General features: G+C 40.5%; 18 protein-coding genes. 5 read left to right on the forward strand and 13 right to left on the reverse strand.

The features are described from left to right. Positions 1-8: 8 nt before the first annotated feature. On the reverse strand, positions 9-1,118 hold the full coding sequence (locus tag MTF64_RS11585) for a GNAT family N-acetyltransferase/peptidase C39 family protein (RefSeq protein ID WP_248451474.1): 1,110 nt from the start codon (positions 1,116-1,118) through the stop codon (positions 9-11). Between the two features lie 4 nt (positions 1,119-1,122). Beyond that, a complete protein-coding gene (locus MTF64_RS11590; RefSeq protein ID WP_096739681.1) occupies positions 1,123-2,517 on the reverse strand; it encodes a RimK family protein in 1,395 nt (464 codons plus the stop codon). Positions 2,518-2,822: 305 nt separating this feature from the next. Here MTF64_RS11590 and MTF64_RS11595 point away from each other — a divergent pair, with 305 nt between their 5' ends. Next, entirely contained in the window at positions 2,823-3,161 is a 339-nt protein-coding gene (locus tag MTF64_RS11595) for a zinc ribbon domain-containing protein YjdM (protein WP_096041827.1), read from the forward strand. 164 nt (positions 3,162-3,325) lie between these two features. Here MTF64_RS11595 and MTF64_RS11600 read toward each other — a convergent pair whose 3' ends face one another. The 5 genes from MTF64_RS11600 to MTF64_RS11620 all read right to left on the reverse strand — a co-directional run bounded on the left by MTF64_RS11600 (position 3,326) and on the right by MTF64_RS11620 (position 7,942). Beyond that, positions 3,326-3,820: a transposase gene (locus MTF64_RS11600; protein ID WP_004587815.1), complete on the reverse strand. Its 495-nt coding sequence runs from the start codon at positions 3,818-3,820 to the stop codon at positions 3,326-3,328. A gap of 197 nt (positions 3,821-4,017) precedes the next feature. Beyond that, the gene (locus MTF64_RS11605; protein ID WP_096739682.1) at positions 4,018-4,494 is read right to left on the reverse strand and encodes a GreA/GreB family elongation factor; all 477 of its coding nucleotides are present in this window, start codon (positions 4,492-4,494) and stop codon (positions 4,018-4,020) included. Between the two features lie 117 nt (positions 4,495-4,611). Then, complete coding sequence (secF, locus tag MTF64_RS11610; RefSeq protein ID WP_096740390.1) at positions 4,612-5,544, reverse strand: protein translocase subunit SecF; 933 nt, start codon at positions 5,542-5,544, stop codon at positions 4,612-4,614. Next, the gene (gene secD, locus MTF64_RS11615; RefSeq protein WP_248451475.1) at positions 5,537-7,375 is read right to left on the reverse strand and encodes a protein translocase subunit SecD; all 1,839 of its coding nucleotides are present in this window, start codon (positions 7,373-7,375) and stop codon (positions 5,537-5,539) included. The genes secF and secD overlap by 8 nt, the downstream gene beginning before the upstream one ends. Positions 7,376-7,480: 105 nt before the next feature. After that, positions 7,481-7,942, reverse strand: a complete 462-nt coding sequence (locus MTF64_RS11620) for a hypothetical protein (RefSeq protein WP_248451477.1) — start codon at positions 7,940-7,942, stop codon at positions 7,481-7,483. A 98-nt stretch (positions 7,943-8,040) separates the two neighbouring features. Between MTF64_RS11620 and MTF64_RS11625 the strand changes: the two genes are divergently transcribed. The 3 genes from MTF64_RS11625 (at position 8,041) to MTF64_RS11635 (ending at position 11,999) form a co-directional block, all read left to right on the forward strand. Continuing rightward, the gene (locus MTF64_RS11625) at positions 8,041-9,822 is read left to right on the forward strand and encodes an ABC transporter ATP-binding protein/permease (protein WP_248451479.1); all 1,782 of its coding nucleotides are present in this window, start codon (positions 8,041-8,043) and stop codon (positions 9,820-9,822) included. Between the two features lie 94 nt (positions 9,823-9,916). Beyond that, the gene (locus MTF64_RS11630) at positions 9,917-10,630 is read left to right on the forward strand and encodes a YebC/PmpR family DNA-binding transcriptional regulator (RefSeq protein ID WP_004587809.1); all 714 of its coding nucleotides are present in this window, start codon (positions 9,917-9,919) and stop codon (positions 10,628-10,630) included. A 73-nt stretch (positions 10,631-10,703) separates the two neighbouring features. Continuing rightward, positions 10,704-11,999, forward strand: coding sequence for a leucine-rich repeat-containing protein kinase family protein (locus MTF64_RS11635; RefSeq protein ID WP_248451481.1), 1,296 nt, complete (start codon positions 10,704-10,706; stop codon positions 11,997-11,999). Between the two features lie 69 nt (positions 12,000-12,068). Here MTF64_RS11635 and gap read toward each other — a convergent pair whose 3' ends face one another. From gap to glk, 5 genes are all read right to left on the reverse strand, one after another. Continuing rightward, a complete protein-coding gene (gap, locus tag MTF64_RS11640; protein WP_029773117.1) occupies positions 12,069-13,073 on the reverse strand; it encodes a type I glyceraldehyde-3-phosphate dehydrogenase in 1,005 nt (334 codons plus the stop codon). Positions 13,074-13,083: 10 nt separating this feature from the next. Then, positions 13,084-13,704, reverse strand: coding sequence for a bifunctional 4-hydroxy-2-oxoglutarate aldolase/2-dehydro-3-deoxy-phosphogluconate aldolase (eda, locus tag MTF64_RS11645; RefSeq protein WP_248451483.1), 621 nt, complete (start codon positions 13,702-13,704; stop codon positions 13,084-13,086). Between the two features lie 34 nt (positions 13,705-13,738). Next, on the reverse strand, positions 13,739-15,589 hold the full coding sequence (gene edd / locus MTF64_RS11650; protein ID WP_029773525.1) for a phosphogluconate dehydratase: 1,851 nt from the start codon (positions 15,587-15,589) through the stop codon (positions 13,739-13,741). Positions 15,590-15,915: 326 nt separating this feature from the next. Then, positions 15,916-16,929, reverse strand: a complete 1,014-nt coding sequence (locus MTF64_RS11655; protein ID WP_248451485.1) for a LacI family DNA-binding transcriptional regulator — start codon at positions 16,927-16,929, stop codon at positions 15,916-15,918. 34 nt (positions 16,930-16,963) lie between these two features. Continuing rightward, complete coding sequence (gene glk, locus MTF64_RS11660) at positions 16,964-17,956, reverse strand: glucokinase (RefSeq protein WP_248451486.1); 993 nt, start codon at positions 17,954-17,956, stop codon at positions 16,964-16,966. A 279-nt stretch (positions 17,957-18,235) separates the two neighbouring features. On the opposite strand from glk, the gene MTF64_RS11665 reads away from it, so the two are divergent. Further along, the gene (locus tag MTF64_RS11665) at positions 18,236-19,252 is read left to right on the forward strand and encodes a LacI family DNA-binding transcriptional regulator (RefSeq protein WP_054982417.1); all 1,017 of its coding nucleotides are present in this window, start codon (positions 18,236-18,238) and stop codon (positions 19,250-19,252) included. A 175-nt stretch (positions 19,253-19,427) separates the two neighbouring features. Here the strand turns inward: MTF64_RS11665 and MTF64_RS11670 are convergent, their stop codons facing one another. Then, entirely contained in the window at positions 19,428-22,355 is a 2,928-nt protein-coding gene (locus MTF64_RS11670) for a TonB-dependent receptor (RefSeq protein ID WP_054982416.1), read from the reverse strand. Between the last annotated feature and the right edge of the window lie 103 nt (positions 22,356-22,458).

Below are 22,458 nucleotides of genomic sequence, written 5' to 3' on the forward strand. Positions count from 1 at the left end.
AAAACCTATTAATTATTAGCAATGGCCACCGCGGTTCTTAAACGTTGGCTACCAAATACTGACATTTTACTAAAATCACTGCGCGCTATAGGCACGTACTGGCAATCTATTGCGAGTTGTTTATCGCTTCCTGGCTCACAAAATGGGTCGTGAACATACACGCAGTGCTCATCAAGGTGGGTAACACACACCCAATGAGGTGATTTCTTACCATCTAACCGGTATGTGCTAATTAGTAACAGCACACTAAAGCCTTGGCTTAACCACTGCTCAATATGCTCAAGCTCTACATCTTTATAGCTAAGCGGTATATTTGTCTGTGCAATACCCTCTACAAATTGTTGGTGTACTGTTGAAAGCACCACTTTTTTATTTTCATTACGTACGCCATCTAAAAACAAAGGCTCGGTGGTGTTAACCATTACTTCGCTTTTAAAGCCGCGCTTATTAGCCGCAAGTGCTAAACCAAACGGATGGCAACCACCATGGCCCGAGGTCATAAAAATGGTGGTGCTTTCGCGCCAAAGAGCCAGCTCATGTGATTGGCTAAGCTCCGTTGTTGGCTCAAGTGCCCCCATTGCCATTAATAACGCCGCAGGCCCACAAGTAAACTCGGTAGTTTGCTGATACCACGGCGTTAACCGCTCTACTTTTAGCTCACGCGTTTGGCGAATATTTTTTTGCATTCGCAGTGCATCACTGTGATCGTCATAATAATCGCTATATTGGCCAAACACTCTGTAACCCAAACTTTTATAAAGCCCTATCGCACTTTCGTTATTTACGGCCACTTCTAAACGTAAATAAAGCCGCCCACGCTCGTTGGTTTGTTTTTCAAGCTCAGCTAATAGCATTTTGGCAATGCCTTTACCTTGCATTGTGGGTATTACAGCAAGCGAATATAAACGCGCTAAACGTGTGCCTTTATGACACCACACCAGCCCATAGCCGCATACTTGCTCGCCGTTATCTGCAACGAGCAAAATACCGTGCTTAGCACTTTGCCAACGCTTTAAACTGCGTGGGCTCAATTTGTCGTTATTAAAGCAGGCGTTTTCAACGTCAATCAGTGCATTTAAATCACTACCAATAGCTTTTCGAATAACAAGCTTGCTCATGTTATTAACCACGGCCTCGTGCTTCTAAACGTTGTTTAAATTCATCCATAATGATCATGTATAGCTCGTCGCCTAAATAGCCGTCTTCTACTTTGTGATCAATACTTGGATTATCATTTACTTCAAGCACATATGCTTTGCCTTGATGCTCTTTAACATCTACGCCATATAAGCCTTTGCCCACAGTTTTACATGCTTTTAAAGCGGCATCTAACACGGCTTTTGGTAACTCAAAGGTAGGTAGCGTTTCAAAGCCACCAGAGAAAAACCGTTTAGCATCGTGATTATAAATTTGCCAATGGTTGCGCGCCATTAAGTAGCGGCACGCATAAATAGCGCGGCCATTTAATATACCTACTCGCCAATCGTATTCTGTGTACATGTATTCTTGTGCAAGTACCAATGCGCTATATTCAAACAGCTCGGTTAATTTAGCTTCAAGCTCACTGCGGTTTGCAACTTTAAACACCCCTTTAGAAAACGACCCTTCAGGCATTTTTAAAACCAGCGGATAGGTAAACGCCTCTTCTAATTGCTCAAGCGTTTGCGCTGATTGATCAGCCACTACCACCGTTTTTAAGCTCGGCACCTTTTGATAATTAAACGCATCGTGTAAATACACTTTATTACAACAGCGTAAAATAGACTCAGCATCGTCAATAACCACTAAACCAAGGCTTTGCGCTTTACTTGCAAGGCGATACGTTGGGTGGTCAATTGCTGTAGTTTGGCGAATAAATAACGCATCAAACTGGGCTATGTTGTCTATTTCTTCAAAGCTTAATGCTTGAGCATTAATACCATGTTTAGCCGCTGCTTTTATAAAACGGGCAATGGCGTCTTTATCGCTCGGTGGTACTTTTTCGTTATGATCAACAAGGATTGCCATGTCCCATCTAAAACGGCGCTGCACAGTACCAATACGCCATTGGGTTTGGGTAAACGTATTTAGTTTTACTACAAAATTGCTGTATTGCTCATCTTTTAAAGTGCTAAGCGAACCTTGCTGTAACAAGCCTTGTTCATCTACATATAAAATAGGCGCTGGGTATTGCTTAAATACCGATTTAGCCGCTTTGCTTTGTAGCTCGTTTAAGGCATTACCAAAGTAAATTTCGCCATCAATAGAGCCAATATTTAACATAGGAGCTTGACCGCTTCGAAGCGCGTTTATTGTTTTAACACTGGGTAATACTTGGTGTTTACGGGCCTCTGCAAGTAATGAGCAATAGTAACCTTTACTCAAGTATTGGCTTGAGTCGCATAAATTAATAATGCGGGTTTTAGGTTCATTATGTTTTGGGTAATCACGTAAGTAACTATTAAACGTAATTACATTTTCGAACGATTGAGCAAGTGTTTGCTCGTTGTTATCAACCACTATTAAGGTTTTAAACACGACTTTTCCTAGTTAAGTCAGAAATATAAAAAGCATGCCTAATAAAATACTCAGCACTATAAATAGAAACACCCATCGTACTAAGTGGGCATTGCGCGTATCACTTAATACGATGGGTGCTTTAACAAATACCTACTGTAAGTGTTAGCGCTTAAATTGCTTAAGCGACATCTGCTTTATATGCTCTTTTTAAAAACCACACAAACGAGATATTTTTAGCGTGAAGATAAAAAATATTGATTAACTATATTTTCCTATTAATGCAGATTAAAATACGCAAAATTAATATTTTATGAGCGTTATAAATGTCACACCCTACCTGCCCACAGTGCCAATCTGAATATGTTTACGAAGACCAGCAACTGCTTATATGCCCTGAATGCGCCTATGAATGGAACCCAAATAGTACAAACGATGAAGACGCAATTTCAGTTAAAGATGCCAACGGCACCTTACTTACTGATGGCGATAAAGTAACCGTAGCCAAAGATTTAAAAATTAAAGGCAGCTCACAAGTTATTAAAATTGGCACAAAAGCGGTCGTAAGGCGTGTGCTTGATAAAAAAGATCACGAGCTAGATTGCAAAGTAGATGGTATTGGCGAAATGATGGTAACAGCGAAGTTTGTGAAAAAGGCTAACTAGTTGGGTAGGTCGGATAAATGGCGAAGGCATGCCATCCGAAGCGTAATAAAGGCCGAAATTATTTCATTTAACAAAAACTTTTGTACAAAACTAAAGTGTATTATGAAGCTATAGCTTTGTCGGATGGCGCTTCGCTTATCCGACCTACGAAATATTTATATTTTTCATCCGCACCAATTATTTGCATAAATACCTTGTTTCACGGCTCTATGAAAACTTGAATAAGGCCAATCAGCTACTTGACTAACTAGGCCATGTTTTAACGGATTAAAATGAACATAGTTAACATGATGCCAATAATCATTATCATCCCTAATAGTATGTTCCCAAAAACGGCGCTGCCAAATTCCACGTTCATTTTTACGTTTCCGTGTTTGAGTTAAAAACTCTGTCTTTGGGAGTGATTTTGAAAATCGCTTTTTAATTTCTCGCCAGCGACTCGAATAATCCACATCATCATCTGGTAAAGTTAAAACTGCATGAAGGTGATCGGGCAGCACAACCCATGCATCTATATAAAATGGCCTTTGAGATTTAACAAAACGGATAGACTCTCTTAATAAATCGATATGCTCAACCAACAACGATTTATTCCTATCGAGCAAATTAACTGTAAAAAAGTACGTCCCACCTTTTACATAATTACGACGATATTGCATTGCATATCCATTGTATTATTTGTTACGCATTAGACAAATAAAGCGCAAATTTAGGATATATACAACATTGACGTAGGTCGGATAAATGGCGAAGCCATGCCATCCGACAATTAATTTATAAGTATAAGCGTTTATTGTATTGATATGGTTTTGTCGGATGGCGCTTCGCTTATCCGACCTACATAAAAACCAATGTTTTATAAAATTTCTACCACTTCATATTCATGGTTTTTGCCTGCAATGGTTAGGCTTACTTCATCGTCAAGCTGCTTGCCTAAAAGTTGTTTACCCAGGGGGGCTTCGGGGGTAACAACTTGAATAGTCAGCCCTTTTACTTCAACCGTTAAACCGCCTGCGGCTGGGCCTAAATAAAACCATTTTTGTAAGGCGTTTTCATCTTCTAAACAAACGAGAGAGCTTATAATCACTTTTTTGTGAGTGGGCTCTTTAAAAATGGCTTCAAATTGTTTAATGCTTTTGTAGCAATCGTTTACACGCTCGGCTTGGCCTTGTGCTAAATAAGCGGCTTCGAGCCCTAGGGTATCGTACTGCGTTTCTGCAACGCTTTCTTCGTGAGTAGCGGCGTCGTGCGCGGCTTTGGCAGCTTGTTTTGCGCTGTTTAATTGTGCTTCGAGTGCAAATTTAAGGTGTTCTATTACGTGGGATTTATTCATGAAAGGCGCTAATAACCAATACGGTAAACTATGTGATTAATTTTACCGTTATAAGGCGCTTAAAACCATTATTTTAAGCGCCTGTGTTTTAATGCAGATTTTTAAAAGCATTTATTGCTAGGGCATATCGAGCAACGCTTGCGTTTCTGCATCTTGTTTTTCTTCGTAATTTTTAGCACTTAACCCTAAAAGCTCGGGTAACGTGGCGGCAATACAAATAGATGAGAACGTGCCTACTACAATGCCGGTAAATAGCGCGATGGCAAAGCCTTGTAATGGCGCGCCCGCTAGGAGCCAAACACTTGCAACTGTAGCAAGCGTGGTGCCCGATGTAATAAGTGTGCGCGTTAAGGTACTTTTTATGGCGTTGTTAATAATACTTGCGGGGCTAAGCGCATTATTAGATTTAACACGTAAAAGCTCGCGTACTCTATCGCCTACTATTATAGAGTCGTTAAGTGAGTAACCTATAATGGCCAGCAAACTGGCAAGTACCGTTAAATTAAATTCGATACTTAATAGCGAAAATAGCCCCAGTACCAGTAATAAATCATGCACTAGCGCAACCACAGAGCCTACGGCTAAACGCCATTCAAACCGCACCGCTAAATAAAGCATTACTGCAACCATGGCTGAAAATAGCGCTAAACAACCTTGTTCAAACAGTTCATCACCCACTTGCGAGCCAATATACGCTGATGATAAAACCTCGGCGTTAATATCTGCATTTTGTGTAATGGCGCTTTGCCAATCACTACTATTTGCTGTTGAACCGCTGGGCGCTTCGCGTAGTTGAAAGTGATTATTACCTTGTGCGGTTAGTTCAAACTCGCCATTGTGATTTTTAGTAATAAATTGCTCAAGTTGTTTTAGCTCAACACCTTGGCTGGTGGTAAATTCTGTTAGGTAACCACCGGTAAAGTCGAGCCCAAAATTAAGCCCTTTTTGACTAAGCGTAAATACCGATAGCAGTACAAGTATGGCGCTCAAAAGCATGCCGGAAAAACGCAGACGTGTACCCGCCTCGCCCTTTAAAAAAATGTTAAGCATGTGCATTTACTCCTGCTTTTTTAGCCATTTTTAAATATACCGTTTGGCTTAGTACTTTTGATACGTACACGCCAGTAAATACCGAGGTTATTAAGCCAAGTGCCAATGTTATGGCAAAGCCTTTAACTGGGCCGTAACCTATTCCATATAAAATAAGCGCGGTCATCATGGTGGTTATATTGGCATCAAATATGGTGTTAGCGGCTTGCTTATAACCTTCTTGAATAGCTTGATAAGCAGAGCGGCCTTTTCTACGCTCTTCTTTTATTCGCTCAAATATAATAACGTTGGTATCTACCGCCATGCCAATGGTGAGTACCAGCCCGGCAATACCCGGAAGTGTTAACACAACCCCTGGTAATAACGATATTAGCCCCACAAGCGACGTTAAATTTAATAATAGCGCTACGTTTGCAATAAGTCCTAAGCGGCGATACCACATTGCCATAAAGGCAAGTGTAATACCCATGCCCAGCATCAATGCGGCCAAGCCGTTAGTTATATTTTCTTGACCTAGGCTTGGGCCAATTGTTTGCTCGTGCACAATAGTAACCGGTGCAGTTAGCGAGCCTGCGCGTAATAATAGTGCTAAATCGGCCGCTGCTTGTTGGCTTTTCATATTAGTAATACTAAAACGTGAACTTAAATGCTGCGCAATATTAGCCACATTTATAACTTCGCTTTTTTTAACGGTTTCACCTTTAGCGTTTTGAGAGTACTCAGAGTAAACCGTGGCCATAGGCTTACCAATATTCGCTTTTGAAAACGCTGACATGGCATCGCCGCCTTGCCCATCAAGGCTAAGTTGCACAAGGGGTTTACCCCAGTCATCGCGCCCTATTGTGGCATTATTAATATGCTCACCGGTAAAAATTGGCACTGGGTCAAGTTTGATGGTCCCGCCTGATTGCATATCAAATGTTTGCCCACCAATTTCTTTTAACTGATAAAACCCAAGTGATGCAGTTGCACCTATGATGCGCTTTGCCTCTGTTGGGTCTTGCACGCCAGGGAGCTCTATGCGTATACGGTTTTTACCTTGGCGCTGAGTGACGGCTTCGGTAATGCCTAATTCTTCTATACGTGAGCGAAGCGTTGTAAGCGTTTGGCTCATTACTTCTTTATCAAAGTTGCTTCGCCCTTGCTCTGAATAGGTGAATTTTGCATTTTTAATATCACCATTACTGGTTGTTGAAACTGCTAAATTAGCAAAGCGACTTTGTAGCTCATTGATTACCGGGGTAAGCTTTTTCGCTCCATTTGGGTGTGCATTTATTTCAAAGCCGTGCCCTGTTTGCAGCACTTTAAGGCCGTGCGCTTTTTGCTTAATAATAATTGATTTTGCTTGTTGATACGCACTGACTAATTGCTCATCAATTGCTTTATCTAAATCTACGTCGAGTACAAATAACACACCGCCGTTTAAATCTAGTCCCAATTTTATTGGCGATAAGCCAATCTCTTGCAGCCAAAGTGGGCTCGTTGCATGCTCTACAATTTTAACTTGCGTGTGTGGGTACTGCGCCTTTATAGCCGCTTGCGCTTGTGCGCTTTTAGTTGGCTCGTTTAACAAAATATTTATAGATGTTTGATTATTTAGCCCTTGCTCAACTTTTAAACCTTGGTTATTTAAAAAAGTTACTAATGCATTAGTGCTTGGCACAGCTTGTGTTTCGCTATGAGGTGCATTGCTTACATGTAACCACGATTTATTAGGGTATAAGTTGGGTAATGCGCTAATGGCTAATAAAACCAGCACAATAAGCATGGCTATATAGCTTAATTTAAATTTAGCCATAAACGGCTTGTGATCTTTTTTTACACTTAACATGGTGTTTCCTTATTACCAGAACCGGTAACGTACTTTTTAAAAGCACAATTAATCTCAAGGCCTAAACGTAAAACGTTAAAACCTAATAAAAATTAAATAAGAAAATTAAGCGTGGTAGGTACTTACGGCGGTATAGAGTAAATTAGCGTCTTTCCAGCCGCTGAGTCGCGACTTTTTGCTATGCGTTACAAGTGTATACCATGGCTGTTGGGCAATAAAAGCGTTGGGGCTTAGGTATATTTCTCTAAAAAGGGTGTGTGCAAAAAATTCAAATACAACGTCGTATTCAGGCTCACTTTGCACGGCATGTAAAAATAACGAAGAATTACTAGCCGTTAACCTAGGTTGATGAGCGTCAAACCCTGTTTGATGTGTTTTTTTGTGCTCACTTCCCTTTACTGATTTTGATATAGGCAGCGTTTTAGCTAACTCAACGCTATCAGCAAACACACTCAATGAGGTGGTTACAGTGTTTAATTTATGTGTAACGCACTGCGCACTACTTTGAACACTAAAAAGCGCACAAAACAGTAAAAAAGCAGTTATAAACACACGAACGTTAAACATGGTTGCGTCAAACTAAAATAAGGGATGCGTAGTATATATGGGCAAGTATTTAAAATACAATGCATATTAATTAAGTATTTATTTGACTGAGATCCGTAATGCGCTCTAAACACAGTACTATAAAACGCGCCGATGCAATGACCTTAAAACAAAGTATTAAAACGCTGTGGCCATACATTACTAAATTTAAAGGGCGCGTACTTTTAGCGCTTTTAGCCCTTATAGGAGCTAAAGGCGCAACTCTTTTAATGCCTTGGGCATTAAAAGAAATTATCGACTCGGTTGATAAATCAATTAATCCAGTTTTAGTTATCCCTGCATTACTATTGCTTATGTATGGTGGGCTTAGGTTTGCCAGCGTGTTTTTAGGCGAAGTAAGAGATGCGGTGTTCTCTCGTGTGACAGAGCACGCGATGCGTGATATTGGGTTAAAAGTATTTAAACATTTACACTCGCTAGAGCTTGCTTTTCACCTCGATAGGCAAACCGGTGGAATAAGCCGTGATATAGAGCGTGGTACTAGTGGGCTGAGCTTTTTAATGCGTTTTTTAATGTTTAATATTGTCCCCACCCTTTTTGAAATACTGACCGTTGCTATTATTTTTGGCTCGCTATTTTCTATTTGGTTTGCGTTAATAACCTTATTAGCGGTTGCTATTTATATTACCTTTACCGTAACAGTAACGCAGTGGCGAAACCGTTTTATACGCGAGGCAAACGCCGCCGATAACCTTAGTAATACGCGCGCCATAGACAGCCTGCTTAACTACGAAACTGTAAAATATTTTAATAACGAAGAATTTGAAGCCAAAACATACGACTCTTTTTTAGCAAATTGGGAAACCGCCCGTTTAAAAAATAGAATGTCGTTGCTTGCGCTTAATTCAGGCCAAGCGTTAATAATTGCAAGCGCTATTACAGCGCTGATGTGGTTAGGTGCCAAAGAGGTGGTAACAGGCGCTCTAACAATTGGCGAACTTGTAATGATAAACGCCTACATGATCCAATTATTTTTACCGCTTAACTTTTTGGGATTTGTTTATCGAGAAATAAGGCGCGCCCTAACCGATTTAGAAAACATGCTGGGCTTACTTAATAAAAAACCACAGATAACTCAGCGCCCCCATGCTCAACACCTTTGTGTTAGCAAAGGTAATATAGCCTTTAATAATGTCAGTTTTAGTTACGATGCCAACCGCCCTATTCTTAGTAATATTAGCTTTAAAGTTAAAGCAGGCAGTAAGGTTGCCGTTGTAGGTGCAAGTGGTGCAGGTAAAAGCTCGTTGGCGCGGTTACTTTATCGCTTTTACGATATTAGCGCGGGCAGTATAACCATAGATAACCAAGCTATAGACTCCGTCACTCTCGATAGCCTGCGTAAAGCCATTGCTATAGTGCCACAAGACACCGTGCTATTTAACACCAGCATACGCGAAAACATCGCCTATGGCAGACCCACAGCAAGCGATAGTGAAATAGATAAAGCAATAGAAATGGCCCATTTAAAAAACTTTATTTCAACTTTAGCGCAAGGCGATAAAACGTTAGTGGGCGAGCGCGGTTTAAAAGTATCTGGCGGCGAAAAACAACGTATTGCAATTGCACGTGCAATTTTAAAGCAATCTCCTATTTTAATTTTTGATGAGGCGACCTCGGCGCTCGACTCGCACGCGGAGCAAGCCATTTTAAAGGCAATGCGCGATGTAACTCAAAACCACACCAGTATTGTGATTGCACACCGGCTATCAACTATAGTTGATGCCGATAACATATTAGTATTTAAAAAGGGCGAACTAGTTGAGCAAGGCACACATTCAGCGCTTTTATTACAAAATGGTCAATACGCTCAAATGTGGCAATTACAACAGCAAGAAGATTAATTAACGCCATTTACTGGCGATACTGCGGCTTTACCTTTAGAATACGGCCTTGCAATTTTATTCAATAATTTACATATATTAAGGCGAAACGCAGATGGGAAGAGCTTACCAAAACAAAAAAGATTCAATGGCTAAAACTGCGGGTGCTAAAACTAAAGTTTATTCTAAGTACGGTAAAGAAATATACATTTGCGCTAAAAATGGTGGCGTAGATCCAGATGGTAACCTTGCGCTGCGCCGTTTAATCGAGCGCGCTAAAAAAGACCAGGTACCCGCACACGTTATTGAGCGCGCAATAGACAAAGCCAAAGGCGGTGGCGGTGAAGATTACGCAGCCACACGTTATGAGGGTTACGGCCCTGGTAACTGTATGATTATTGTTGACTGTTTAACCGACAACAACAAACGCACGTTTGCTGATGTACGTATTTGTTTTACCAAAGCAAACGCTAAAATAGGCGCACAAAATTCGGTATCACATTTATTTGATCACCTCGCTATTTTTGTTTTTGATGGCGATGACGATGAAGCTGTACTAGAGGCCCTTATGATGGCCGATGTTGATGTAACAGATGTAGAAGTAGAAAACGGTAAAGTGACGGTTTTTGCACCACATACAGAATACAACAACACCCGTACAGCGCTTGAAGAAATGGGTATTACAGATTTTGACGTAGATTTAATTTCGTTTGTACCACAAGTTGAAGCCCCTATTGAAGGTGAAGACGTAGAAGTAATGGAGCGCTTTTTAGCCATGCTTGAAGATTGTGACGACGTGCAAAACGTTTACCATAACGCGCAATTTTAAACTTTACTAAACGTATTTACTTTAAGCCAACAGCGATGTTGGCTTTTTTATTTTAAAAGGCTTGTGAAAATTTATGAATACCCTTGCAGAGCTTAAGTCTGGTAGGTTGAATGGTGTTACTCGCTTACAACTCGTAGAAGGCTTAACTGAGTTTCCTTTAGAAATTTTAACCCTTGCAGATACCCTAGAAGTACTCGATTTATCAAACAATGATCTCACTACACTGCCAGATGAGTTTGCGTGCTTAACAAAGCTTAAGCGGGTGTTTTTATCGTTTAACCAATTTGAACATATACCTAAAGTACTCGCTAAGTGCCCTGCTTTAATTATGGTTGCATTTAAAGGCAATCAAATAACAGAGTTTGCACTAAACAGCTTACCTAAAAATATTGAATGGTTAATACTTACTGATAACAAATTAAGCGCATTGCCAAGTGACTTTGGTAATTACACACAGCTTAGAAAGCTCGCCCTTGCAGGAAATAACCTAAAACAACTACCCGCGAGTATGGCTTCTTGTACTAATTTAGGGCTAGTTAGGCTCTCTGCTAATAACCTAACAAAACTTGATAATTGGCTATTAGAACTCCCCAAACTTGCTTGGCTTGCCTTTGCGGGTAATGCATTTAATAAAGCTCAGTGCTTAACTAACAGTCGTTTGCAAAACACGCCACTTGAAAATTTTCAGCTTAAAAAAGTAATTGGCCAAGGTGCATCGGGCGTTATTCATTTAGCTAAAACAGCACAGCACGATGTGGCGGTAAAATTATTTAAAGGGGCAATAACAAGCGATGGCTACCCACTTGATGAAGTAAACTGCTGTTTACAAGCAGGCTATCATAAAAACTTAATTAACGTATTAAGCTACATAGAGCAAAGCACACAGCTTGGTTTAGTTATGGAGCTAATAGATACACGCTTTACTAATTTAGGTTTGCCGCCAAGTTTAGAAACCTGTACGCGCGATACATTTAATGACGGTTGTAATTACCCTATTGAAGCTGTTTATAAAATAGCAAAACAGATGGCAAATACGCTAACTCACCTACATGATAATTACGTAAGCCATGGCGATATTTACGCACACAATACCATGATAAATGAACAATATGACGTTTTATTTGGTGATTTTGGTGCAGCAACAAATTTAGCCATGCTTAGCGAATATCAGCAACAGCAAATACAGTTAATAGAAGTACGCGCTTTTGGTTGTTTAATTGAGGACTTGCTAAGCACTGTTAGCACTGAAGATAAGCAAAACGAACTGTTTGATAAAATATCCGATATAGCAGCGCGTGCTATAAATACTGATATTGCATCGCGGCCTAGTTTTAAAGAGATAAGCGCTTTATTAAACGAGCGGGTATAAATTAATCAAAATAAAAAAGCCTGCATAATGCAGGCTTGGTTGGATAAAGCTAAACTTTTACGCGGTCAATTATAAGTACTGACCTAATGCTTTAACTTGGTCTAACATGCGGTTTGAGAAACCCCACTCGTTGTCGTACCAAGCCATTACTTTAACTAGTTTGCCATCAGCTTTAGTTTGCGTTGCATCAAAAATTGATGACGCAGGGTTGTGATTAAAATCAATAGAAACAAGCGGAAGCTCGTTGTACTCTAAAATTTCTTTCATTGAACCTGTTGCTGCGGCTTTCATTACTTCGTTGATTTCTTCAGCTGTTGTTTCGCGCTTAGTAATAAACGTAAAATCAACTAAAGAAACATTGATAGTAGGTACACGTACCGACATACCGTCTAATTTACCCGCAAGCTCAGGAAGTACTAAGCCAACAGCTGCAGCAGCACCTGTTTTAGTTGGGATCATAGACTGTGTTGCACTACGTGCACGGTATAGATCTGGGTGATAAACGTCAGATAAGTTTTGATCGTTTGTATAAGCATGAATTGTAGTCATGCTACCTTGCTCAATACCTACTGTGTCGTTAATTGCTTTTGCAATTGGCGCTAAACAGTTAGTCGTACATGATGCGTTAGAGATAATGTTGCTATCAGCGTTAATTACATCGCTGTTAACGCCGTGTACTACCGTTGCATCTAAATCTTTACCAGGAGCAGATACAATTACTTTTTTAGCACCTGCTGTAATGTGCTTAGCTGCGTCTTCACGCTTAGTGAAAAAACCAGTACATTCTAAAACGATATCTACGTTTAACTCTTTCCACGGTAAGTTTGCAGGGTCACGCTCTTGAGTCAAAGTAATTACGTCATCACCAATCAGCATAGTGTTATCTGATAACGTTACTTTTTGAGAAAATTGACCGTGAACTGAGTCAAATTGTGTTAAATGCGCATTTACGTTAGCCGGTGCTAAATCGTTAATTGCTACAATTTTAATTTCACTGTTTTGTGCTGACTCGTAAAGTGCACGTAATACGTTGCGACCGATACGGCCATAGCCATTAATTGCTACATTAATCATTTTTAGACTCCTATTTAACTTCACTTGCTTGTCGAGCAAGCGCTTCAATGGCTTGCCAGTCTTTGTTTTCAATTAGTTGCTTATCTAGCATCCACGTACCACCAACACAAATAACGTTATTAAGCGCTAAGTAATTAGGGGCTGTTGCTAGACTAATACCACCGGTTGGGCAAAAAGTAATGTGCGGCAATGGCCCGCCAATCGACTTAAGCATTGCCGTTCCACCTGCAGCCTCTGCAGGGAAGAATTTTAAGTACTTAAAGCCATGGCTTGCTAACTGCATTACTTCGCTTGCAGTTGCTGCACCCGGTAAAAACGGAATGTCTGAATCTTTAGCTAATGCTAATAATTCATCACTTACACCTGGGCTTACCATAAAATCAGCGCTTGCTTCTACTGAAGCATCAAAGCTTGCTTTATCAACCACTGTACCTGTACCAACGTAAGCTTCTGGAACTTCTGCTTTCATTAGTTTTACAGCTTCCACTGCAACAGGCGTGCGTAGCGTAATTTCAAGGGCTTTTAAGCCACCGTTGTATAACGCTCTAGCGAGTGGTGCTGCATCTTCTAGTTTTTCGATTACAACCACTGGCACCACAGGTGCCGACGCTAAGATTTTTTCAATACTCATTACTTGTTCCTCATTACCCAGTGTGTGGCAATTATTATTCAAGTCCAAAAGCACTCGCACCTAAATCGGCGCTGCTTACAATATTTCTAAATCCAGTAAATAACTCTCGGCCGGTACCAAAGGTTAAGCTTGGTTGGCTAAGTTGTAGTTCACGCTTAGCAAGCTCTTCGTCGCTAACATGTACTTTTAATATTCCGTTTGGCGCATCCAGTGTTACTAAATCGCCTTCAAGAATTTTTGCAATAATGCCACCTTCAACAGCTTCTGGCGCTAAGTGAATAGCAGCAGGCACTTTACCTGATGCGCCCGACATACGGCCATCAGTCACAATAGCTACTTTAAAGCCTTCGTCTTGAAGTGTTGCCATTACTGGCGTTAATTTATGAAGCTCTGGCATACCTTTCGCTTTAGGGCCTTGCTCTTTAAGCACGGCAATAAAGTCTTGGTTTAACTCGCCACGGCTGTATGCCTCTTGCAGTTCGCCTTGTGAGCTAAATACTTTAGCTGGGGCTGTTACTACTTGGTGCTCAGTGGCTACAGCAGAGACTTTAATGACTGCTTTACCTAGGTTACCCGTAAGTAGTTGTAGGCCGCCTTGCTTGCTAAATGGATTGCTAATTGGACGCAGTACTTCTTCATCGAGTGAGTTTTCTGGGCAATCTACCCATTTAACTTTTGAAGGGCCTGTTGAGTTGCTCATAATTAAGCTGTCGTCTTTATCTAAACGCGGCTCCATCATGTAAGGCGCTAAGCCTTCACCAAGCATTGTTTTAACATCAGTATGCAAGTAACCCGCACCGGCTAATTCACGCATTAAGAAGCCCATACCGCCTGCGGCTTGGAAATGGTTTACATCTGCTGAGCCGTTAGGGTAAATACGCGTAAGTAGTGGTACAACTTCTGATAAGTCAGACATGTCTTTCCACGTTACTTGTATGCCCGCCGCTTTTGCGATGGCAACAATATGAATAGCGTGGTTAGTTGAGCCACCTGTAGAAAGCAAGCCAACTAAACCATTAATAATGGTTTTTTCGCTGATTACATCTGCTAAACACGGGCTTTCTTTATCATCTGTAAGCTGCTTAAGCATGGTTTCTACAGCATTTCCTGTTAAACCATCTCGAAGCTCAGTGTAAGGGTTAATAAACGAGCTACCTGGAAGGTGTAAGCCCATTATTTCCATTAACATTTGGTTTGAGTTAGCGGTACCGTAAAACGTACACGTACCTGCACTGTGGTACGAGGCGCTTTCAGCTTCAAGTAAGTCTTCACGGCTTACTAAACCTTGTGCAAATTTTTGGCGAATACGTGCTTTTTCTTTGTTAGGAATACCAGATTGCATTGGCCCAGCAGGTAAAAAGAATACCGGTAAGTGACCAAAAGATAAGGCACCAATTAATAAACCTGGGACAATTTTGTCACATACGCCTAAACAAAAAACGCCGTCAAATACGTCATGCGATAGTGATACCGCAGTAGACATAGCAATTACGTCGCGAGAAAAAAGCGATAATTCCATGCCGTCACGCCCTTGCGTAACGCCATCACACATTGCTGGTACACCGCCTGCAACTTGGGCAGTTGCGTCGTACTTAGTAGCAAGGTCTTTAATTAAATCTGGGAAATCTTTGTATGGCACATGGGCCGAAAGCATATCGTTATATGAGTTGATAATAGCAAGATTTGGCTGCTCATCAGCCTTTAAGCGCGCTTTGTCGTCGCTGCTACACGCAGCCATAACGTGAGCGATGTTTCCGCAGCCTAGTCCGGCACGGACTCTTGTTTGTTTTTTTGCGTGCGAAATACGATCTAAATAATCTTGACGGGTTTGTTTACTGCGTTCAATAACGCGTTGGGTGACTTCTTCAATGCGAGGGTGCAACATAATTTAGCTCATCTCTATTAGTTAGAGGAAAAAGGCTCAGTAGCAAATTACAGACTCCACGTAAATAACTGCACTGAGCATCTTTGATTTACCCGTTCAAAGGTACGCTACCAGGGAGCCTCTCACAACAACCCTGACACCGGTGTCACTGTATTAACGCATAGCATTGACACCGGTGTCAACCCTGAGTAACAAAAATAGTGTAAAATTTTAACGTGACCAATTAATGACCATGCTAATTTTAGTTTATTTGCTAAAATCCGCACAAAAAAAACCCGAATAAGCATCACTCAAATTCGGGTTACTGTGAAAAACAAAAAAGGGGGTTATTTTATTGCAGCAGTAGACTCGCGGGTAATTAAGCGTGATTCTAACGTTACCTGATACGGCTGCTCTTGTGGCTGCGAAATATGCGATATAAGCTGCGTAACAGCTTGTTTAGTCATTTCTTCTACAGGTTGTGCAATAGTCGTTAAGCCCGGCCATATATGGCGTGCAATTGGTGCGTTATCAAACCCTGCAATAGAAATATCATCGGGTACGCGTAATTGGCGCTGTGTGGCAAGCTTTAATACTGCCGCCGCCATGTAGTCGTTTGATGCAAATACCGCAGTAGGACGTGGCGATAAATCTAAAATGCTGCGCGCACTGTCTACACCTGAGTGATAACTAAAGTTACCCTCTTCTACTAGGCGCTCGTCAAATTCTATACCGTGGCTTGCCAACGCTCGTCTGTAACCTTTAAAGCGCTGTTGCGTAGCACTGTGATCAGGGTGGCCTTTAATAAAAGCAATCGATCTATGACCAAGCGAAATTAAGTGCTCGGTTATTTCATAAGCGCCCTGCTCGTCGTTGCTGCGCACTGAAATTGAATCATCTTCTAGCAGTGCCGATGCAACCCGTGCGTAGGGTATTTTTTTAGCTTTTAAAAAATTAGCAAGTTTTTCAAAATCACCAAATGGCGGGGTAAGTACTACGCCGTCTAAACGCGAGGTTTGTAATAACTGCTCTATATCGTTAATTAAATCATCGCCACGTAATTCGCACGGGTGTATTAGTAAGTTGTAGTTATTTTCTTTACAGGCAGCAAGCGCACCCGTTTGTACGCGTGTTATATAACTTTTACTGGGGTTGTCGTATAAGCAGCCAATAATAAAGCTGCGATTTTGCGCAAGCCCGCGTGCTATTGGGTTAGGCGTGTAATCAAGCTCTTTAAATACTTTAAGTACTTTTTCTCGCGTAGCTGCACTCACGTTAGGCTCATTATTTAAAACCCGCGACACGGTTTTTTTAGAAACGCCTGCATGGCTTGCTACGCTATTTATGGTTACTTTTTTCATTTGTTCATTATCCAAATACAACCATTAAGCAAATTTACTTGCTGTTATATAAACACGCACCCGCCCCAATTAGCGGTATGTTATCTTGTGTTACTAAAGTAACTGGAATTTGCCCTGCATATTGCGACATAACCCCTTTTTGCGAAAAACGCTCTACAAAACGGCTTTCAAGTAATCGTGTTTGCATGCGCGGTAAAATACCGCCGCCTATAAATAGGCCACCTAATGCGCCGTATACTACCGCTAAATCGCCTGCCACACTGCCAATCCAGTCACAAAACTGATTAAGCGTTGCATCGCACACTTCACACTCGCCACTGTTTGCAAGGCTACTAATTTGTGCCGCATCTAAATTTTTAGCTGTAACCCCTTTCACGGCTGCCATTGCTTTGTATAAATGGGCAATACCTGGGCCTGAAAAAACAGTTTCTATAGATACATGAGGGTGCTCTTTTCGAAGCTCGTTAATTAATAAAGCGTCTAGCTCGTTTACAGGAGCAAGCGACATATGCCCGCCCTCAGAGCTTAACACTGCAGTTGACTGCGCTGTACGCACTAAACACGCAGCACCAAAGCCAGTACCTGGTCCCATAACACCAATATTTGCATTTGCATCGGCTTGACCAGGCTTAATAGTAATATTTTGCGTTGAGTCTAAATAAGGCGCTGCATAAGCAAATGCAGCAAAGTCATTAATTACTTCTAATTGTGTTAAATTAAAATGTGCTTTAAATTCACTAACACTAAAGTGCCAACCTAAATTGGTTAAATGCACTTGGCCTGCGTTTATAGGGCCTGCAACAGCTAAACATGCCTGAGTTGGCGTAACATGAGGAATCGTTGTTAGGTATTGTTCAAGTGCACTTTCTAAAGAGCCAAAATTAGCACTGGGAAATATGTTAATATGCTCAATAACAAATTGGTTAGTTTGCTCATTAAAGTCGGTAATTAATGCAAAGCGCGCATTGGTGCCACCAATATCGGCAACTAAGATAGGGTTAAACTGGGCAGAAGAATTTTGGCTCATGGTATTATCTCTTTTGTGTAAGCGGCTTATGCTTATTATTTTACAACGGCTATGCGTTGTTATTTATACACTTTGAGCTATCACCTCAAAGTAGCTATCACAGTAAAAAAGGCTGCTATATAAAATAGCAGCTAATACGTTTTGACAACAAAATGATAAAACATTGGCATTATGACACCGGTGTCAGGATTAGATCAATAATAAATCGCAAAAAGCTTGAAATAATTCACTAATAGTCGAAAATGACACAATTATTTAGCATTTAATTAAGTTGTAACAATGAAAGGTAAAGCCACCTCATTTGACATTGCCCATTATGCAGGGGTTTCACAATCAACTGTATCTCGCGCTTTACGTAACAGCCCCCTTGTTAATGAAGAAACACGCAAACGCGTCCACGACATAGCAAAACAACTTAACTATAAAGTTGATAAAAATGCCAGCAACTTGCGTACTCAGCAAAGTAGTACCCTTGCGCTATTGTTGTTTGAAGACCCAACATCAGATGAATCACAAATCAATCCATTCTTTTTATCAATGCTGGGCAGTATTACCCGTGCGTGTGCAAAAGAAGGTTACGACTTATTGGTGTCGTTTCAATCAGCTAGCGCCGATTGGCAAGCCGACTACGAAGACAGCCACAGAGCCGATGGCATTATTTTGCTCGGCTATGGTGATTACATAGACTTTCAACCAAAATTTAAAACCTTGCTTGACCAAAACACTAAGTTTGTATGCTGGGGCGCCACAGTAGATAACCGTCCAGATCTTACTGTATGCTGCGACAATTACGGCGGGGGCAAACTAGCCGCTGGCCATTTAATTGCCCATAACCGCACCGATTGCGCGTTTATCGGTGATGCATCTGATCACAGCCCAGAATTTTTTGCCCGCTTTCAGGGGTTTAAAGATGAGCTACTTACTAATGGTATAACCATTAATGAGCGAAAAATGGCCAATGCTATTTCAACTGAAGAGTCTGGTTATCATGCTACACGCTCACTTATTGCAAATAACATAAAATTTAACGCCTTATTTGCCGCCAGTGATTTAATTGCCATTGGTGCAATTCGCGCTTTAAAAGAAGCCAATATTAATGTTCCTAACGAAGTGGCCGTGGTCGGTTTTGATAACATAGCCATTGCAAGCTACATAAACCCACCGCTCACCACCATAGCGCAAGACACCACCGTCGCAGGGCAAATGTTAGTAGAGAACTTACTTAAATTAATACGCGAAGAAGAGGTGCAAAGCACCCTTTTACCACCGGTATTAATTGCTAGAGGGAGTAGCTAGAATTGCAAATGTCTATAAAATAGAATGCTTATAAATTATTTTAATAGTAAAACTGCTTTTTTATCTACTTATAAATATCATTCTCATAGTCTATATCATTTAAAATTCTGAAAAAGTCATAAAAAAAGCCTCATAATGAGGCTTTTTAGTTAATCAAACTCTGCTATTTAACTTATTAGAAGTCGTATGAAGCTGATAATTGAATTCTACGTGGTGATTGGTAAGTTTGAGCTAAACCAAATGTAGCATTTCCATCACCAGCTGCAACTTCTGCTTCCTCATCGTAACGAGTTGCTGTAGAAGCATCAAATACATTAAATATATCCATGGCTAAACGAACTTTTTGATCGTTAAAGCGAAGGTTATAAGTAAAGTTAAGATCTAAGCGAGCTGTCCATGGTGTAGTACCCATGCTACCACGAGGGAAACGTTTGTCACCTACGTAGTATGTATCACCATATTGGTATAAATCAGGATCTGGTGTATAACCTTGACCTAAAGCTGTCCAAGGACGACCTGAAGCAACATTAACATTTGCACCAATCAAGAAGTCTTCTGTAACAGCATACGCCCCATAAATTTTAATGTTATGACGTCGATCTGCAGGTAGATTACCATTAGCACCATCCATTAAATATGGGTAATCCCAATCTTGCGTAAGACCAGCATCATCTTGGCCATTATCAGATTTAACAAAACCTTCTGTATTACCGTAGTTGTGTGACCATGTATATAGTGCTTTTAAAGACCATACCTGATCCCATGTTTTCTCTAATGTTAAATCAACTGAAGCATATTTTCTTTTAGCGTCTGGATAGCCTAACTCTTCAGCACTAAAGCTATATTCTTCAGTAGTGCCGTCACCATCCAGATCGAAATTGAAAGTAGCACCATTACCAGGGTTAAATAAGAACCAGTTTTCACCTAAGTATTCACCGTTTTCATCCCTAAAGATGTAAGAACCATCATCAATTTGATTACCTAAAACACGGTAAGTTGCCTTGATTCCCCATGACCAATCATCATTAATTGCTGCTTGGTAACCAATCATATACTCATCGTTATACATTGGTTCTAGATCTTTGTCTGATAGGGTATTTGATGGTTTTGCAGTACCGTCACCGCCATTAGAAATAGCAGGATCACCTAACTGTGTGCTTAAACCAACAGGAGTACCGTCTGCATTTAAGCCTTCATATGCATACCATGTTTGAATGTATGTCTCTGCACCTGCTAAACGAATATTAGTATTCGCAGCTACAGGTAAATAGTAGCGACCTGCTGTGAAGTATAATTTACTATCACCGTCACCATTGATATCCCAAGACCCACCTATCCGCGGAGCAATTTGGTTATCAATAGAAACAAACTCTTCTCCATCAGCATTATAGTTAGTAAAGCTGTCATTTCGTAGACCAAGTGTTAACGTTAAATCTTCAGTAACTGACCATTGATCTTCAATATAAATAGCCCAGTTTTCTACTTCGAACTGGCCACCATTTTTATAATCACGAACTCGTGTTGTTTTCATTTCTTCTGGTAAAACATAACCATTAGGTAATCTAGCGCCTTCTTCATATGTTCTGTAGTAGTAGTAAACGCCACCAGAGTTTATGGTTGTTGAGTCAGCTGTATTGGTTTCCGAGTCATAACCAAATCTTAATGTATGCTCATCGTTTAGATAGTAGTCAAAGTCAACACGCAATTGTTCACGTTTATCTTCATTTGCACCAACGGTAAAGTTCACATAACACGTGGTATCTTCACCTAAGTCAGCATCGTAACCTGTAGGACAGTCATCAAAATCTGAGTAATCTGTTTCCGAGAACTTCACTTCACCATACATAGCAGACATGCTTAAATCTTCAGTTAGATTACCAGTGTAGCGAATTGCAAAACTCTCACCGCCTCGCTTGTGGTAAGCTGTACCGCCATCTTCAGTGTAATTACCATTTCCTTCAGGATCTGAAATCGTTTTCTCTGAATATGTGCGTTTATCACTAAAGCCCCACAGCATTAGCTGGTGATCTTCGTTTATATTCCAATCAAAACGAGCTAGGTAGTATGGGTCATCATCTTTTTCGACAGTTAAATCTGTTTGAGATGCATTACCGTATTCGTAATCATTATCTCTTGCAGTGTAAATACCATAGAAAAATAATGTATCTTCAATTATCGCACCTGAAGCATAAATATTTGTTTCAAATGAATTATCATAATCGTCTTGGTTATTCACATATAAATCACCAATACAATGCCCGTCTGCATCATCACAGCGATCATTTTGCTTGTAAAGTGAGTTAGGAGCTTGCTCACTTAACGAGTCAGATGAATAAATCGTTTCAACACCAAAATGAAAATCATTAGAGCCCGATTTAGTAACCGATGAAATTAACCCACCTGTAGTACGACCGAACTCTGCAGAATAACCGCCTGTTTTAACTTGGAAGCTATCGTAAGCTGTGAATGGAATTGTTGCACCACCAAGACCATTACGGAAGTTAGTCATATTTAGACCATTTACGTAATACGCGTTTTCAGCAACTGAGGCACCACCAAAAGACGCCTGGTCACCAAAACGACTGTCGCCTTCTGTTGCGCCAGGCGCAAGCAGTGCAACAGAAGTTACAGAACGAGATATAGGTAAGAGCTCTAACTCCTCAGAACTAATATTTAATGATGACTCAGATACAGACACATCGATAGCTCTAACTGAACCACCTACAACTGCAATCCTTTCAATATTACCAGCAGTCAGTGGAATCTCGATTAGAGCTGTTTTACCCACTCCAATAACAACATCTTTAACTTGGGCCTGATCATAACCAGTTTGAGAAACTATAATGTCATATTTGCCTACTGGTACTTGCTTTAGGTCAAACTCACCATTTGAATCTGCTATTAGAGTTTTTGAATACCCTTTCGTATCATCAGTAATTGTTATTTTAGCACCCGCTAACGATAAACCTGATGGTGTTGTTATACTCCCCTTTATAGCACCATTAACGTTATCTGCCATTACAGGCATGGCCGCGCTTATTGTCATTGCTACTGCAGCAGCAGTTAATGAGCGCTTAAATGTTTTAGAGAAATTACTTTTCATATTTAACATATCCCTGAATAATTTTTAATTATTATAAAATCAATTTCATTTACATATAAATCTAAGATGTAAATGAAAAACCTCTTAAACAAAAAGAGGAACA

The organism is Pseudoalteromonas sp. 2CM41L (assembly GCF_023161905.1).
Taxonomy (GTDB): Bacteria; Pseudomonadota; Gammaproteobacteria; order Enterobacterales; family Alteromonadaceae; genus Pseudoalteromonas; species Pseudoalteromonas atlantica.